Source organism: Nocardia sp. NPDC049526 (genome assembly GCF_044465765.1).
GTDB lineage: Bacteria > Actinomycetota > Actinomycetes > Mycobacteriales > Mycobacteriaceae > Nocardia.
On sequence record NZ_JBITMA010000009.1, the window covers coordinates 278,666 to 292,749 of the forward strand.

Genomic DNA, 14,084 nt, shown 5'->3' on the forward strand with positions numbered 1-14,084 from the left:
CTCAACGCCTTTCGAACATCCGGGTGCCGAAGGCGGCCGCCACCCATTCGTCGAGCAGGCGGAGCGAATTCGCATCGGGCTCCCTGCCGTCGTCGATGAATTCCCGTACCAGTTCGACGACGCCGCCCGCCCGCATCGTGGTCGGATCCGGCAGCGGCAGCCGCGACACATACTGGGTGATCCACCGCCGCCGTCCCGAATACAGTCGATTCCCGCACACCGCATCGTAGAACCGCAGGCCCAGCGCCGAATTCGCGACGCCCATCAGCAAATACGCCAACCGCTCGGCGGCGCCGTCCACCCCGAGATCGGCCAGCGAAATCCAATAGCAATCCCCGTTCACCACCGCCCCGGACCGATCCAAGGCGAATCGCGGCCGCTCGCTGATATCGGGAAAGACCACCTTCGGCACCCGCCACAGATGCGGTCGCTGCGGCACCCAGATCTCGAACCACTCCCTGCCGCTGTCGGTCAGATATTTCCGGCCTGCCAACGTCTCCCGATGTGACTCCAGATATGCCGCGGACCCGGGAAATTCTCGCAGGTCTACCGGCGTCCGCGCGGGTTTCGCCGTGTCGTACGGATACAGCACCTGTACGTCGCGCTCACGCGAGATCCGCCACGGATCGACATCGTGATGGGTGATCAAATCGAATAGCAACTCCCCCTCCGGCCGCGGCCGCACCTCCCCCCACCGATCGGAAATGAACACCCGATCCGCAGTTGTCTTGATCCCCACCCGAATCCGCCCCACGGCGCCGAACGTCCGCCAAGTCCCCGCCTCCACCTCGGCCAACCACCTGTCGACCTCCGGCCGGGACATTCGCCACGCGCCGCTGTACCCGTTCGCGTCACAAGCAACGGTTTCCGACGCGTCCGCATCGTCACCACGACCGGAAGCGGCGACCCGCCAGGCGACTGCCGGGCCCGATACCACCGGATCGCTGCGGTTTGCTCGATCGCCCGTCATCTGATCGCCGGATGCCCCACCGATCACAGCCTGATCGCCTGTCGCCAACGTACCGACCTCGACCGCGAAAGTGCGCCCGCCGTGCTCGACACAGTGACTGTGTTCGGCTGCCAGCGCCTCGAAAAGATCTGTTCCGCCGACGATTTCGGCGGCGTCGACCTCGTAGGCCGAAACATAGCGGCAGATCGCGCGGGCTGCCGTCCGGGTGGCGATGGTGACCGCGGGCAGCACCGCCGCCTGGAACAACTTCGTATCACCGAGGTCGTACAGCTCGACCGGAGCCAGCTCGGTGCGCAGCAGGCTCCGAATATTCGCACCGGCCTTGGTGGTGAGAAACCGATTGGCACACAGCAACCCGAGCACCCCACCCGATCGCAACAGCCGCGGCGCGACCGCGACGAACGGGTGGGTGAGATCGATCCGCCCCTGCAAACCGAACTGTTTGCTGAGCAGCTGCGCGGTCGGCCCACCCAACTGCTGAGTCCGCACATATGGCGGATTGGTGATGATCGCATCGAACGACCCCGCCGCGATCCCCGCCGACTCGGTCAGGAAATCCCCGATATGCCACTCGATCGCGACCCCCGCGGCCGCAGCCCGCTCCCGCGCCACCGCCACCCCGGTCGCGTCCAGGTCGTACCCCACCAATTCCACCCGCACCCCCGGCACCAACTGCCCCGCAACCTGATCCAGCGCGAGCAGCAGCTCACCGTCCCCGCAGGCCGGATCGAGCACCCGTAGTACCCCTCCGCTCGGCGCACGGACTCCAGCGACCAGGGCTGTCGTGTCCCGCACCTCTCCATCAGGCGTCCCGGACTCGGATAACCCGGCCGGTCGCACCTGCTGACCAAGTCCCGGCAGGGCCACTCGCACGTCCGGTGCCACAACACGAGCGGCTCCCGACGACCCGACGTCAGCCGGCAGCGGCGCATGTTCGAGCAGCCGCTGCGCGAGAAAGCGCGCCAGGGCGGGTGGCGTGTAGTGCCTACCGTGCCGTTTGCGGTCGCGCGCGGCCGGCTCGCCGGGAGTCATGCCTGGGATTCTGCCTCGTCACGGCGCAACCGAGGCGGTAACGCGGTCGACCGGGTCTCGCGTCGTCGCGGGCGGACGCACGGCGCGGCGGCCGGCGAAGCAACGCATCAGCGGTTCGTCCACCCAGCGGTAGATCGCGGCCGCCGCCGCTATTGCGACGATCAGGCTCAGCCCGGCGAACCCCAGCCAGCCGAGTGGGCCGAACTGGCGACCGCCGATGAACAGCCGGGTGATCAGCACCATGACCGGGAACTGGATCAGATAGAAGGCGAAGGAAATATTGCCGAGCCACACCATCCTCGGCGAGGCGTTCAGACCGCGCAGACCAGCCAGATCCCGCACCGCGAGCGTCGCGACCACCGCGGTCATCGGTGCCAGCAGCAGCGCCGACATCTTGTAGTTCACCGGCACCACCCAGGTGGCCGCGAAGGCGACGGCCAAGGCCAGCAGCGGCCAATCCAGCCGGGTATTTCGCCAGCGCCCCTCCAGCACCAGCCGCGCGGCGAGCACCCCGAGGAAGAACTCGGGCAGCCGCGACGCCGGGAACGTGTAGCTGAGCCAATAGGACGGCGCCACCGGGATATCCGGCTGGGCGAACCAGGCCGGTGACGCGTGCAGCTCGAAGTACGGGGACACATCTCCCGGAACGAGCCGTGGCGCAAAGGCATTCGCGATGCCCTTCGGACCGGGCACCCACAGGAAGTACGCCGTATGCAGCGCGAGGATCAGCACGAGCAAACCGGCGAGCACCCACCACACCCGCTCCCCGCGAATGCGCCGCACCAGCGGCAAGGCGAGCGGAAAGCTCAGGTAGAAAAGCATTTCCGCACCCAGCGACCAGGACGGCACATTGAGGCCGCCGACCGTCGTCCACTTGGGCACCCAGGTGTGGACCAGCAGCACATTCGGCGCCCACACCACCAGCCGCGACAGTGGCACACCCGCGACCACGATGAAGGCCACCGTCGCAACCAGATGCGTCGGATAGATCTTCAACACCCGCCGCCAATAGAAGCGCGGCACCGAATTTCCGGGCCGGAACGACCAATAGATGATGAACCCGGACAGCACGAAGAAGAACGTGACCCCGGCCGCGCCCAACTGCATCGGCATCACCTGGTGGATCTGCCGGAACAACTCGGACTTCTGAAACGGATAGACCGGCAGAAATACCAAGGCGTGCAACAGGAATACCGCGAACGCGGCCCACCACCGCGCACCGGTCAGTGCAGGCAGTGCGGGCCGTGCCTCGGCGGGATCCGCCGTGGGCTCGGTCGTCACTTGCCGTACCGCTCGTACAGCGCTCCAGCGATCACCGAATCCCCGTGCGCCGAGGGATGAAACGGAATCCCGACCGGATCCGCTCGCGGATCGAGCACACCGTTCAACCACGGCTGCGCCGAACACAATCCGTGCCCGGCCGTCAGCGCCCTGGAGTCGAAGTATTCGATCCCGAGCTGCGTCGCCGCGTCCCGCTGCGCCGCATCGATGCGATCCAGGTATTCCACCAGCCCGGCACCGCGCGGCTGCACGTACTGCCCGACGCCGAGCACGCTGATACAGGTGAAACTCTGCCCGGCCGGGAACAATTCCGGATAGCCGACCAGCACGACCTTGGCCTGCGGGGCGTAGTACCGCAGATATTCGACCACCGCGCGTATGCGTTCGGCATACTGCGCACCCGATACGCCCCGATAGTCGGTGATCCGCCCCTGTGCGGCGGCCTCCAACCCACACCCCTCGGCGACATTGAAGACGCACGGCACCAGCGAGGTCCACAGGGTGGCCGGATTCGCTCCCCAGGTGTCGTTCAGCCCGAACTGCACTGCGATCAACTTGGTTCGCGGCCCGAATGCGCCCGCCTTATCGGCATTGATCGCCTCCTGAACCAGCGAATAACCCCGCTCGGTCTCGATCGCCGCACCCGAGCACGACACGTCCACGAAGTCGGAGCCACCCGCGGCACCCATCAATCGACTCAGCTGTGTCGGCCACGAAGTCGGCCCGCGCAGACACTCCTTCGCATCGGCTTCCCAGCGAAACCCATTGGCGGCGAATGAATCCCCGAGCACCACCAAGGCGCTACCCGGCGCGGCGGGCGGAGCCGCCTCCGCCGCGGGCACTCCGGCCACAGCCGCCACGGTCGCCGTCACCGCTCCGAGCCATCGGGCACAACGACGAGAGAGCTTGCTGTTCACGGTGTTTCCTCCGCTGTCAGTAGCCCGCGCGTGGTTCGAATCCGGGGGCGGTCAATGTCGGTGCGGGCTTGGCGGGTTCGGGCTGCGGCGCCTGCACGGCCGGTGGCGCTTGCAGTTCCGGTGCCGCGGCGGGCGGCGGCGCTACCGATGTCGCTTCCGGCGCGGGCGGAGCCGGGGCTTCGGATGCGATGGTCGACTGGACCGCGGCGCTGGTCGGCGCCGGTGCACTGGTCTCAACCGGCACGCTGGCAGGGTTGTGATCGCCATGCGATTCGGTCCCCTCGCCGCATCCGGTGACACCGAGAAGCACTGCACCGCAGGCGAACACGGTCGCAAGACAAACCTTCAACACAATCCCCGTTTCAGTAAATCAGGAACATTTGCTTTTCAGTCTAGCCGGGAGGCTACGAGCCGATTCGGACCCGCATGGCGTCTTTCACCGAATTACTCCGACCGCCAGAACCCGACTTCCGACGCGCAGCGCGCCGCGTATCCCGAAGCGGGCCAAGCATTTTCGCTATCAATCCCAGCCAATGCGTATGCACCCCAACCGGTTTCACGAATGTAACCGCCACATTAACTTCGGCAAGCAACACCATACGCCCGATGATCCCACCCCGCTGGTTTCAAAACGAGACCGTAAATGCTAGCGTTCAGTCTCGAAATAAGACCAACTCGAGAGGGTGCCCATGAGCCCGACCAGCCTGCAGACCGACGAGTTCACGGCATTGAGCCACATCCTCGACAACAGATGGACTTGCCGTCAGTTCAAATCCGACCAGGTCCCCCGCGACACCGTCGAGGCCCTGCTGCGGCTGGCCCAGCGCACCCCGTCCTGGTGCAATACTCAGCCCTGGCAGGTCGTCCTCACCGAGGGCGCGGGCACCGACCGATTCCGCGAAGAACTCCTCGAACACGTCACAATCGCCGAACCGGAACCGGATTTCGCATTTCCCGCGCAGTACGCCGGCGCGTACCGCGATCGTCGACGCGCATGCGGCCTGCAGCTCTACGACAGCGTGGGCATCGTGAAGGGAGATCAGGCAGGCACTATGCGCCAGGCCATGCGCAACTTCGAACTCTTCGACGCCCCGCACGTCGCGATCGTCACCACCGAGGCCGACCTCGGCGTGTACGGCGCCATCGACTGCGGCCTCTACATCGGCACCTTCCTCCTCGCGGCCCAGAGCCTGGGCCTCGGTGCCGCCCCCCAAGCCGCCCTCGCCTCCTACTCACCCTTCCTGCACACCTACTTCGACCTACCCGATCACCGCCGAGTGGTCGCCGCGATCTCCTTCGGCTATCCGGACTCGGACCATCCGGTCAACACCTTCCGCACCGCCCGCGAAGACCTGAACCAGGTCGCCACCTGGCACACCGACTGACGCCGCGATCCTGACTCGCAGGCCCACCCGCGACACCGCGCAGCAGACCCGCGCATCCACCATCGGCAGCCGATCGGAGCCCGCCGACCGGGCTGGGCCGCCCGACCTGTAGCCCGATCGGCACACCGACGGAACATCGCCTGTGCGCCGGCCCACCGCGCTGGGGTGGCGGAACGAATCGGGGGTGGGTTCGGCCACCCCTGCCGTTGATTGCACAACGAGGAGGTCGGCTTTATGCGTTCCATCAGTGCACTCTCGACAGTCATCGCGGCCGCGGTTCTCGTGCTCTGCCTGGCATCCTGCGACAAGGCGGACAACAACAACGCCAAGGCCACGAGCTCCACCGCGCGCGCGACAACCACACACCCCACCACCACCTATGCGGCGGCAACCCCGACCACCGAGCCGCCGACCACAGTCGTCACCACCTCACCGCCGACCACCCCACCGGTTGCCGAGCCCACCACGGTCTCCTGCGGCGCGGGCCCCTTCGGCCTGGCCGTCTCGGCCGTCACCACCAAGGGCGACGCCGCCTGCCCCACCGTCCTCGCGGTCACCAATGCCTATGCCGTGCAATTTGATCTGTGGGATGTCGACTTCGTCATCCCCATCACCGTCGGCACCAGCACCTGGGACTGCCAGGAACACGTCGGTACCCCGAACATGTACCAGGAGTGCGTCAGCCGCGACAACCCCACCGAAAAGGCCCGCCTCGGTTCATAATTGGGAACGCCCGGGGTCAGCCGGCCTGACGTCCGTCTTCGGAGGTGAAGCCGGGACCCGGCTCTACGGAGATTTCGCGTGCGGTGAGTTCGCTTCCGCACGAGTCACATTCGAGTTTGATGTGCCCCTCGCCGGTGCAGTCCGAATGGCGGTAGTGCACCGGCGGACCGTCCGGTGCCATGTAGGTATCGCCCCAATCCCGGATCGCCATCAGGATCGGGTAGATATCGTGTCCCTTCGGCGTCAGCCGGTACTCCTCGTGCGCGCCGACGGCAGCCTTCTGTTTGACCAGAATCCCGTGTTCGATCAGCCGGTCGAGCCGATCCTGCAACCGGCTCCGGGAGATGCCGAGCGCGCTCTGGAATGCGTTGAACCGCCGGATGCCCGCAAACGAATATTTCAGGATCACCAGGGTCCAGCGGTCGCCCAGGATCACCAGCGGCCGTGTGATCGAACACGGCTCATCAGCAAGTTCCTCGTAGCGCACCTGTCGATGTTACCGAGCCCGCGGTGCCCGGCGGTGGCTTTACCCGCCGGGCACCGAGGTCAAGCTTCCTCAGCGGTGTAGGCGACCATCGGGTCCTTGTCTTTCAACGGCGGCACCTCTTCCCCGTCCAGCACCTTGCGCATCCGCTCCGAATCCAACTGCCCCTCCCACTTCGCGACCACGAAGGTCGCGACGCAATTGCCGAGCAGATTCACCGTGACCCGCATCGAATCCATCAGCCGATCCGCCCCGAGCAACAGCGCGACCGCCGCCACCGGAATCGATCCGTGCCCGATCGCACTGATCGTCGCCGACAGCGCCAGAAATGACGAACCCGGCACGCCCGCCATACCTTTCGAGGTCAACATCAGCACACCGACGGCCGTGATCTGCTCGCCGAGACTCAGATCCACCCCGAGCGCCTGCGCCAAGAACAGCACGCAGATGGACAGATACAGCGTCGCACCGTCGAGATTGAACGAATACCCGGTCGGTATCACCAGCCCCGTGGTGGCACGTGAACAACCGGCTTCGGTCAGCTTGATCATGATCCGCGGCAGCACCACCTCGGTCGACGCGGTGCCGAGCGCGAGGAACAGCTCATCCTTGATGTATTTGACGAGCTTCCACAGGCTCACCCCCGCGAAAACCCGCACGACCACCGCGAGCACCAGCAGGAACAACACGGCCGCCCCATAACAACAGGCGATCAGCTTGCCATAGCTGCCGAGCGCGGAAAGTCCGTACTGCCCAACGATGTAGGCCATCGCGCCGAACGCACCCAGCGGCGCCAATTTCATGATCCAGCCGATGATCGTGAAGAAGATCTTCCCGATGTGATCGACCGCCTCCAGAATCACCGGCGGGCCATTTTCACCGAACTTCGCCAACGCCAATCCGAACAGCACCGCGAAGAACAACACCTGCAGCAGCGCATTCTCCGCGAATGCCGAAATCACCGATGCCGGAATGATATTCAGCAAAAAGTCGACGGTATGCGGTAGCTCGCCGTTCTTGGTGGTCTTGGCGATCTTCTCGGCACCGGTCGCCAGGGTCTGCGCGTCGACATGAAAGCCCGCACCCGGCTGCACCAGGTTGCCGACCAGCAAACCGAAGAGCAGCGCGAAGGTGGTGATCACCTCGAAGTAGATCAGCGCCTTCACACCGATCCGGCCCACCGACTTCATATCGCCGACATGGGCGATCCCGAGCACCACCGTGCAGAAGATGATCGGCGCGATCACCATTTTGATCAGCTTGATGAATCCGTCGGCCAGCGGTTTGAGATCCGCGCCGAAGTCCGGCCACAGCTTGCCGACCAGAATTCCGGCCACGATCGCCACCAGCAGCTGCAGGAATAGCGACCGGTACCAGGGCGGTTTGCGCACCGGGTCGGTTACTGCGGTGGATTCGATCGTCACGCTCATGCGCGCAACGTACGAGCCATTCGTATCGTCGAAGTTTCAACTGCATTGCCGCGCGGAAACCCGATCGATATATGCCCGTCACCCCAGGTTCGACACCGAGAACAATACGAACGAAAGCGGGCCCCGGGAAATCCCGAAGCCCGCTTCTACTGCTGGTTTTACAGCGGAATGTTCTTGTGGTGACTCTTGCGCACCGGCGCCGCCGCCAATGCCGCGGCAATGGTGCTGCGGGTCTTGGCCGGGTCGATGACCTCGTCCACGACACCGATCGCGATGGCCCGCTCGACACCACCGGCGATGCGCTCGTGTTCGACCGTCAGACGCTCGTGCAGCGCCTCACGCTCTTCCTCCGGCGCGGCCGCGAGGGCCTTCTTGTGCAGGATGCCGACCGCGGCCTTGGCGCCCATCACGGCGACCTCGGAACCGGGCCAGGCGTACACCGCGGTCGCACCGAGCGAACGGGCGTTCATCGCGATGTAGGCGCCACCGTAGATCTTGCGGGTAACCAGCGTGACCCGCGGCACCCGCGCCTCGGCGAATGCGTGCAGCAGCTTCGCGCCGCGCCGCACCACACCTTCCCACTCCATGCTGACACCGGGCAGGTACCCCGGCACATCGGTGAGCACCACCAGCGGAATGCCGAACGCGTCGCACAACCGCACGAAACGCGCGGCCTTCTCGGCACTTTCGGAGTTCAGGCAGCCCCCGAGGCGGATCGGGTTATTGGCGAGCACACCCACGGTGCGCCCACCGAGCCGTCCGAGACCGGTGACGATGCTGCGCGCGTAACCGCCCTGCAGCTCCTCGAACGAGGACTCGCCGTCGACGTTATCGAGCAGTTCGTGGACGATCGGCTTCACGTCATAGGCGCGCTTGGCCGATTCCGGCATCATCGCTTTCAGATCGACATCACCGTGCGCGGCCGCGACCAGATCGAATTCGCCCTGTTCGGCGAACATCGACACCAGGCGCCGACCACGGTGCAGCGCGTCGGCCTCGTCGTTGGCGACGATGTGCGTGACACCGGACTTCTTGCCGTGCGTCTCCGGACCACCCAGGGTGGCCATATCGACCTGCTCACCGGTCACACTGCGCACCACATCGGGACCGGTCACGAAGATCCGACCCTCCGGCGCCATGATCACGATGTCGGTCAGTGCCGGACCGTAGGCGGCGCCACCGGCCGCGAAGCCGAGCACCACCGAAATCTGCGGCACCAGGCCGGACGCGCGAACCATGGCCTCGAAGACCAGACCGACCGCGTGCAGCGCCTCGACACCCTCGGCCAGGCGAGCGCCGCCGGAATGCCAGATGCCGACCACCGGAATGGCGGAATCGATGGCGGTGTCGATCGCGTCGACGATGTGCTTGCAGCCCTCCACGCCCATCGCGCCGCCCATGACGGTGGCGTCGGAGCAGTAGGCAACGGTGCGGACACCGTCCACCTCGCCGATCGCGGCGAGCACACCGGACTTGTCGCGCGGGTGCAGCGGTAGCACGGTTCCGGGATCGAAGAAGCGTTGGAGCCGACCTAGCGGATCACGCGGATCGGTGGCAGTTTCTGGTCGGAACGCGGGAGCAACAATTGTCATCGCGTTTTCTCCTCACCTCAAGGACGTGCGCCGCTACCGCGGCTGCGTATGTCGAACACCGGTGGGGTCGACCGACTTGGCGTTGGTCGACCCCACCGGGATCGTTGTGCAGTCAGCCAGTCTGTGCGGTCAAGGCCCGGACGCGGCACTTGCGTAACCGTGTAGGGCTCCGCTCAGACTGAATCGGTTATCGAGCGGCTATGCCCGACCGAAAGCGAGCGCGACGTTGTGCCCACCGAAACCGAACGAGTTGTTGATGGCGTACTCGATCTCCTGGCGGCGAGCCTCGCCGTGCACCACATCCAGATCGATCTCCGGATCCTGGTTCTCCAGGTTCAGCGTCGGCGGGACGATGCCGTCGCGGATGGCGAGCACGGTGAGCACCGATTCGAGCGCACCGACGGCGCCGATCGAGTGACCGAGTGCCGACTTCGGCGCGTACACCGAAGCGTGATTGCCCACGGCCTTGTTGATCGCGTTCGCCTCGGCGGTGTCGCCGATCGGGGTTGCGGTCGCGTGCGCGTTGATGTGGGTGATGTCCTTGGGCGTCAGACCCGCGGTCTGCATCGCCCTGGTCATCGCCCGGGCGGCACCGTCACCCGTGGGATCGGGTGCGACCAGGTGGAAGCCATCGGAGGTGATACCGGCGCCGAGCAGGCGCGCGTGGATCGTCGCGCCACGAGCCTTGGCGTGTTCCTCGGTCTCGATGACCATCAGCGCACCGGCCTCGCCGAAGACGAAACCGTCGCGATCCTTGTCGAAGGGACGCGAGGCGCCCTTCGGGTCGTCATTGCGGGTACTCATCGCGCGCATCATGGTGAATGCCGCGATCGGCACCGCGTCGATGAAACCCTCGACGCCACCGGTGACGACCATATCGGCGTCACCCATGACGATCATTCGCCACGCATTGGCGATGGCCTCGGAGCCCGATGAGCATGCCGAGACCGGAGTGACCACTCCTGCCCTGGCCTTCAATTCGAGACCGACGACGGCCGACGGACCATTCGGCATGACCATCTGAACAGCCAGCGGCGAAATCTTGCGATAGCCACCGTTCTTCAGCTTGTCGACCGAGTCGATGAGCGCATCACCGCCACCGAGCCCGGTACCGATCGCCACACCCAGACGCTCCGGGTCGACCTCGGGGCTGCCCGCGTTCTGCCAGACCTCGCGACCGAGTACGGTCGCGAGCTGCTCGACGTAGGCCATGCGCCGACATTCGACACGGCTCAACAGGGTCTCTGGCCGGACCTTCAGGTGACCGCCGATACGGACCGGAAGGTCGTACTCCTCGACGAAGGGGTCCTCGAGAACGTCGATACCGCTCTCGCCGTTGAGGAGTCCCTTCCACGTCGCATCGACATCACCAGCGATCGACGTGGTCGCCGCCATACTCGTGACGACGACATTGGGGAAATTCCCGTTCAAGGTGGAAGGAGTGGTCACGGTGTCGGCCCTACTCGGCGTCGAACTTGGCCTTGAGCTCCGCGGCCGCCTCAGCGTTCTCGGCCTCGAGCTTCTGGATGTAGCCGACAGCGTCGCCGACCGTCTTCAGGCTGGCCAGATCCTCGTCCGGGATCTTCACGCCGTACTTGTCCTCGGTCTGAACCGCGATCTCGACCATGGACAGCGAGTCGATGTCCAGGTCATCGACAAAGGACTTCTCGATCGTCACCTCGGAGGGCTCGATACCGGTCACCTCTTCGATGATCTTGCCGAGTTCCTCGACGATTTGTTCCTGGGTCAGAGCGGCCACTTCGTGGCTCCCTTCTTATCTACTTTGTAGGGCTTCACTGTTGTTTTTCGAATCGAGCGAGCCGATGGTTACCGTCCGCTCGGTCACGATCGCGTATTGGGTTACACGGTCGCGGGGGGAAAGCTAGCCGGAAGTGGTGAGCCCGGCCAACGCGGGGAGGTCTTCGGGGGTCTTCAGGGCCAGTGTTGGCGTGCCCTTCAGTTCCCGTTTTGCGATGCCGACGAGCGTGCCCGCCGGCGGCAGCTCCGCCACTGCCGAGACCGCCGCCTGTCGGACGGTCTCGGTGCACAGATCCCACCGGACGGGCCGGGTGACCTGCGCCGCGAGCTTAGCGACAGCATCGGCTCCGGAGGTAACCGGCTTGCCGTCGAAGTTCGAGAGCAGGGTCCTGGTCGGCTCGTTCGGCGTGATCTTGGATATGGCGTCCGTCACAGCGTCCTGGGCCGGGGCCATGAACGCGGTGTGGAACGCACCCGCGACGGGCAGCGCACGCACCCGCGCCTTCTCGGGCGCATCGGCGGCGAGTTCCGCGAGGGCGGTCAAACGTCCGGCGGCCACGATCTGACCCGCGGCATTGCGGTTGGCCGGGACGAGTTCGAGCTCTTCGAGCCGGGCGAGCACGGCGTCCTCATCGCCACCGAGCACCGCGGACATGCCGGTCGGCTCGAGAGCGCACGCCTTGGCCATCTCCGCACCGCGGATTGCGGCCAGCCGCACCGCATCGTCGGCGGAGATGACTCCGGCGACCGCGGCGGCGGCGAGTTCACCGACCGAATGTCCGGCGACGATTGTATCGGCCGGAAGTGCGTCCGGCTCGATTTCCGCGAAGGCCAGCAGTGCGGCGGCGACGACAAGCGGCTGGGTAACGGCAGTATCGGTGATCTCCTCCGCCGTTGCGGTGGTGCCGAGTCGAACCAGATCCAGGCCGGAGGCCTTGGACCAGATGGCGAGGCGATCAGTCGCGCCGGGAAGGTCGAGCCAAGGCGCGAGCATGCCGGGTGTCTGGGACCCCTGTCCAGGGGCGAACAACGCGATCACACCTCTAAGACAACACTGTGAGGTACGCCGCAGGTGATGTCGACGCGAATGAACCTTGCGGAGCGCTTTTGTGGGGGTCCCACAAAAGCGCATGTGGGTCGTCCCGATCGACCGACTCGCTGGATCCGTTACACGCCCTCGTGACTCACCGGGAACTGAGTGACTTCTGGGGTCGGAGTTGACGATTCGTTACGGGTTCGTGTCAAACGACCTACTGTGGCGGCGATCCGGAGCACGTACGCATCCCGCGGATTCATCGGATCCCGGCCCGTAATCTCCGCTATCCGTTTGAGGCGATAGCGAACGGTATTTGGATGAACGTACAGCTGACGTGCACACGTCTCGACCGCGCCACCACAATCCAGATAGGCCTCGAGAGTGTCGGCCAGCGCGGATCCGGCGGCGGCCAACGGTAGGACAAGATACTCGTTCAACGCGTCGATTGCAGCTCGGTCACCCAAAAGTGCTCGCTCGGGTAACAATTCCGCAGCGTGCACCGGTCGCGGGGCCCCGCGCCAGCCGACGACGGCCTCCATGCCAGCCAGTGCCTCCACCGCGCTGGCATGCGCCGCGCCGAGGGTGCGCATGGTCGGGCCGATCACCACCGGACCGTCGGAGAACACCTCGACCAGCAGATCCGCGAGAAAAGGGGAGGCATAAGAGGTATCGCCCAGATTCCCGCTGACCACCATCACCAGCCGTGAACCTTGGACCACGGCCAGCGCCGCGCGACCGTGCCGCGCGGCGATCGTGTGCACCGAGCCGACCATCGACACGCCCTGGTCCCCCGGCGGCGTGCCGACCAGCACCGTCGCCGGTGCGGTGGCGTCCCAGTTCAGGGTCGCGGCCCGCGACAGCATGTCCGGACCGGTATCGCCGCGGACTACGGCGTCCACGACCAGCGCCTCGAGGCGGGTATCCCATGCGCCGCGGGATTCCGCGGCACTCGCATACACCGAGGCGGCGGCGAATCCGAGCTCACGCCCATAGCGCAACACCGCCTCGGTGAGTGCGACCAGCTGCCGATCATTGCGCGCGAGCGCGGGCAGCCACTGTTCGAAGAACTCCATGGCCACACGGACCATGTCCACGGTCTGGCGCAACGTCAGCCGCCGCGCCAGATCCTGCGGGATCACTTGGAAGGCATCCAGGCTGAACCGGATATCACTATCCGGATCCTGTAGCCATTCCAGGAAGTTCACCACCGCGGTCTGCACCAGCATCTGGACGCCTGCGCGTTGCGCGGCGTCCAGATCGGCGAAGAACGGCAACCGATCCTGCATCGACCCGACCGCCTCGGTGGAGAGGCGTCCGGAGAACTGCTTCACGCGTTTGAGCAGCGTGTCCGGCAGCGGGTCACGGGTTTGCCGGTTCGGGGAGAGCGCGCCCGTCGGCAGATACACCTCGTGCTCGGAGGAGCCTTCGGAGATCCGACGCGGCCGCGGCGGTTTACGTTCCACCATCCAATCGTCC

At 65.6% G+C, this 14,084-nt stretch carries 13 protein-coding genes; 2 read left to right on the forward strand and 11 right to left on the reverse strand.

Annotated features, from left to right (window positions below; genetic code table 11):
* Nucleotide 1: 1 nt before the first annotated feature.
* Genes ACIBW7_RS27980 through ACIBW7_RS27995 form a run of 4 tightly spaced genes read right to left on the reverse strand, consistent with a single transcriptional unit; the run spans nt 2 to nt 4,444 of the window.
* Nucleotides 2-2,002 carry an Eco57I restriction-modification methylase domain-containing protein gene (locus ACIBW7_RS27980; RefSeq protein WP_397051282.1) on the reverse strand — a complete coding sequence of 667 codons (2,001 nt, stop codon included), beginning with the start codon at nt 2,000-2,002 and terminating at the stop codon, nt 2-4.
* An 18-nt stretch (nt 2,003-2,020) separates the two neighbouring features.
* The gene (locus ACIBW7_RS27985; RefSeq protein WP_397051284.1) at nt 2,021-3,283 is read right to left on the reverse strand and encodes an acyltransferase family protein; all 1,263 of its coding nucleotides are present in this window, start codon (nt 3,281-3,283) and stop codon (nt 2,021-2,023) included.
* Nucleotides 3,280-4,200, reverse strand: a complete 921-nt coding sequence (locus ACIBW7_RS27990; RefSeq protein ID WP_397051286.1) for an SGNH/GDSL hydrolase family protein — start codon at nt 4,198-4,200, stop codon at nt 3,280-3,282. The genes ACIBW7_RS27985 and ACIBW7_RS27990 overlap by 4 nt, the downstream gene beginning before the upstream one ends.
* Nucleotides 4,201-4,216: 16 nt before the next feature.
* Entirely contained in the window at nt 4,217-4,444 is a 228-nt protein-coding gene (locus tag ACIBW7_RS27995; RefSeq protein ID WP_397051288.1) for a hypothetical protein, read from the reverse strand.
* A 445-nt stretch (nt 4,445-4,889) separates the two neighbouring features.
* Here ACIBW7_RS27995 and ACIBW7_RS28000 point away from each other — a divergent pair, with 445 nt between their 5' ends.
* On the forward strand, nt 4,890-5,585 hold the full coding sequence (locus ACIBW7_RS28000) for a nitroreductase (RefSeq protein ID WP_397051290.1): 696 nt from the start codon (nt 4,890-4,892) through the stop codon (nt 5,583-5,585).
* A 234-nt stretch (nt 5,586-5,819) separates the two neighbouring features.
* Nucleotides 5,820-6,308 carry a hypothetical protein gene (locus ACIBW7_RS28005; protein WP_397051292.1) on the forward strand — a complete coding sequence of 163 codons (489 nt, stop codon included), beginning with the start codon at nt 5,820-5,822 and terminating at the stop codon, nt 6,306-6,308.
* Between the two features lie 16 nt (nt 6,309-6,324).
* Here ACIBW7_RS28005 and ACIBW7_RS28010 read toward each other — a convergent pair whose 3' ends face one another.
* The 7 genes from ACIBW7_RS28010 to ACIBW7_RS28040 form a co-directional block, all read right to left on the reverse strand.
* On the reverse strand, nt 6,325-6,795 hold the full coding sequence (locus ACIBW7_RS28010; protein ID WP_397051294.1) for a winged helix-turn-helix transcriptional regulator: 471 nt from the start codon (nt 6,793-6,795) through the stop codon (nt 6,325-6,327).
* Between the two features lie 59 nt (nt 6,796-6,854).
* A complete protein-coding gene (gene dctA / locus ACIBW7_RS28015; protein WP_397051296.1) occupies nt 6,855-8,222 on the reverse strand; it encodes a C4-dicarboxylate transporter DctA in 1,368 nt (455 codons plus the stop codon).
* Nucleotides 8,223-8,380: 158 nt separating this feature from the next.
* Nucleotides 8,381-9,814, reverse strand: coding sequence for a carboxyl transferase domain-containing protein (locus ACIBW7_RS28020; RefSeq protein ID WP_329406031.1), 1,434 nt, complete (start codon nt 9,812-9,814; stop codon nt 8,381-8,383).
* A 198-nt stretch (nt 9,815-10,012) separates the two neighbouring features.
* Nucleotides 10,013-11,263 (reverse strand): KasA/KasB family beta-ketoacyl-ACP synthase, encoded by a 1,251-nt coding sequence (locus ACIBW7_RS28025; protein ID WP_397051299.1) that lies wholly within the window; start codon nt 11,261-11,263, stop codon nt 10,013-10,015.
* A 10-nt stretch (nt 11,264-11,273) separates the two neighbouring features.
* On the reverse strand, nt 11,274-11,573 hold the full coding sequence (gene acpM, locus ACIBW7_RS28030) for a meromycolate extension acyl carrier protein AcpM (protein ID WP_063040462.1): 300 nt from the start codon (nt 11,571-11,573) through the stop codon (nt 11,274-11,276).
* A 123-nt stretch (nt 11,574-11,696) separates the two neighbouring features.
* Entirely contained in the window at nt 11,697-12,611 is a 915-nt protein-coding gene (locus ACIBW7_RS28035) for an ACP S-malonyltransferase (protein WP_397051302.1), read from the reverse strand.
* A 128-nt stretch (nt 12,612-12,739) separates the two neighbouring features.
* Nucleotides 12,740-14,074, reverse strand: a complete 1,335-nt coding sequence (locus ACIBW7_RS28040; protein ID WP_397051304.1) for a PucR family transcriptional regulator — start codon at nt 14,072-14,074, stop codon at nt 12,740-12,742.
* Between the last annotated feature and the right edge of the window lie 10 nt (nt 14,075-14,084).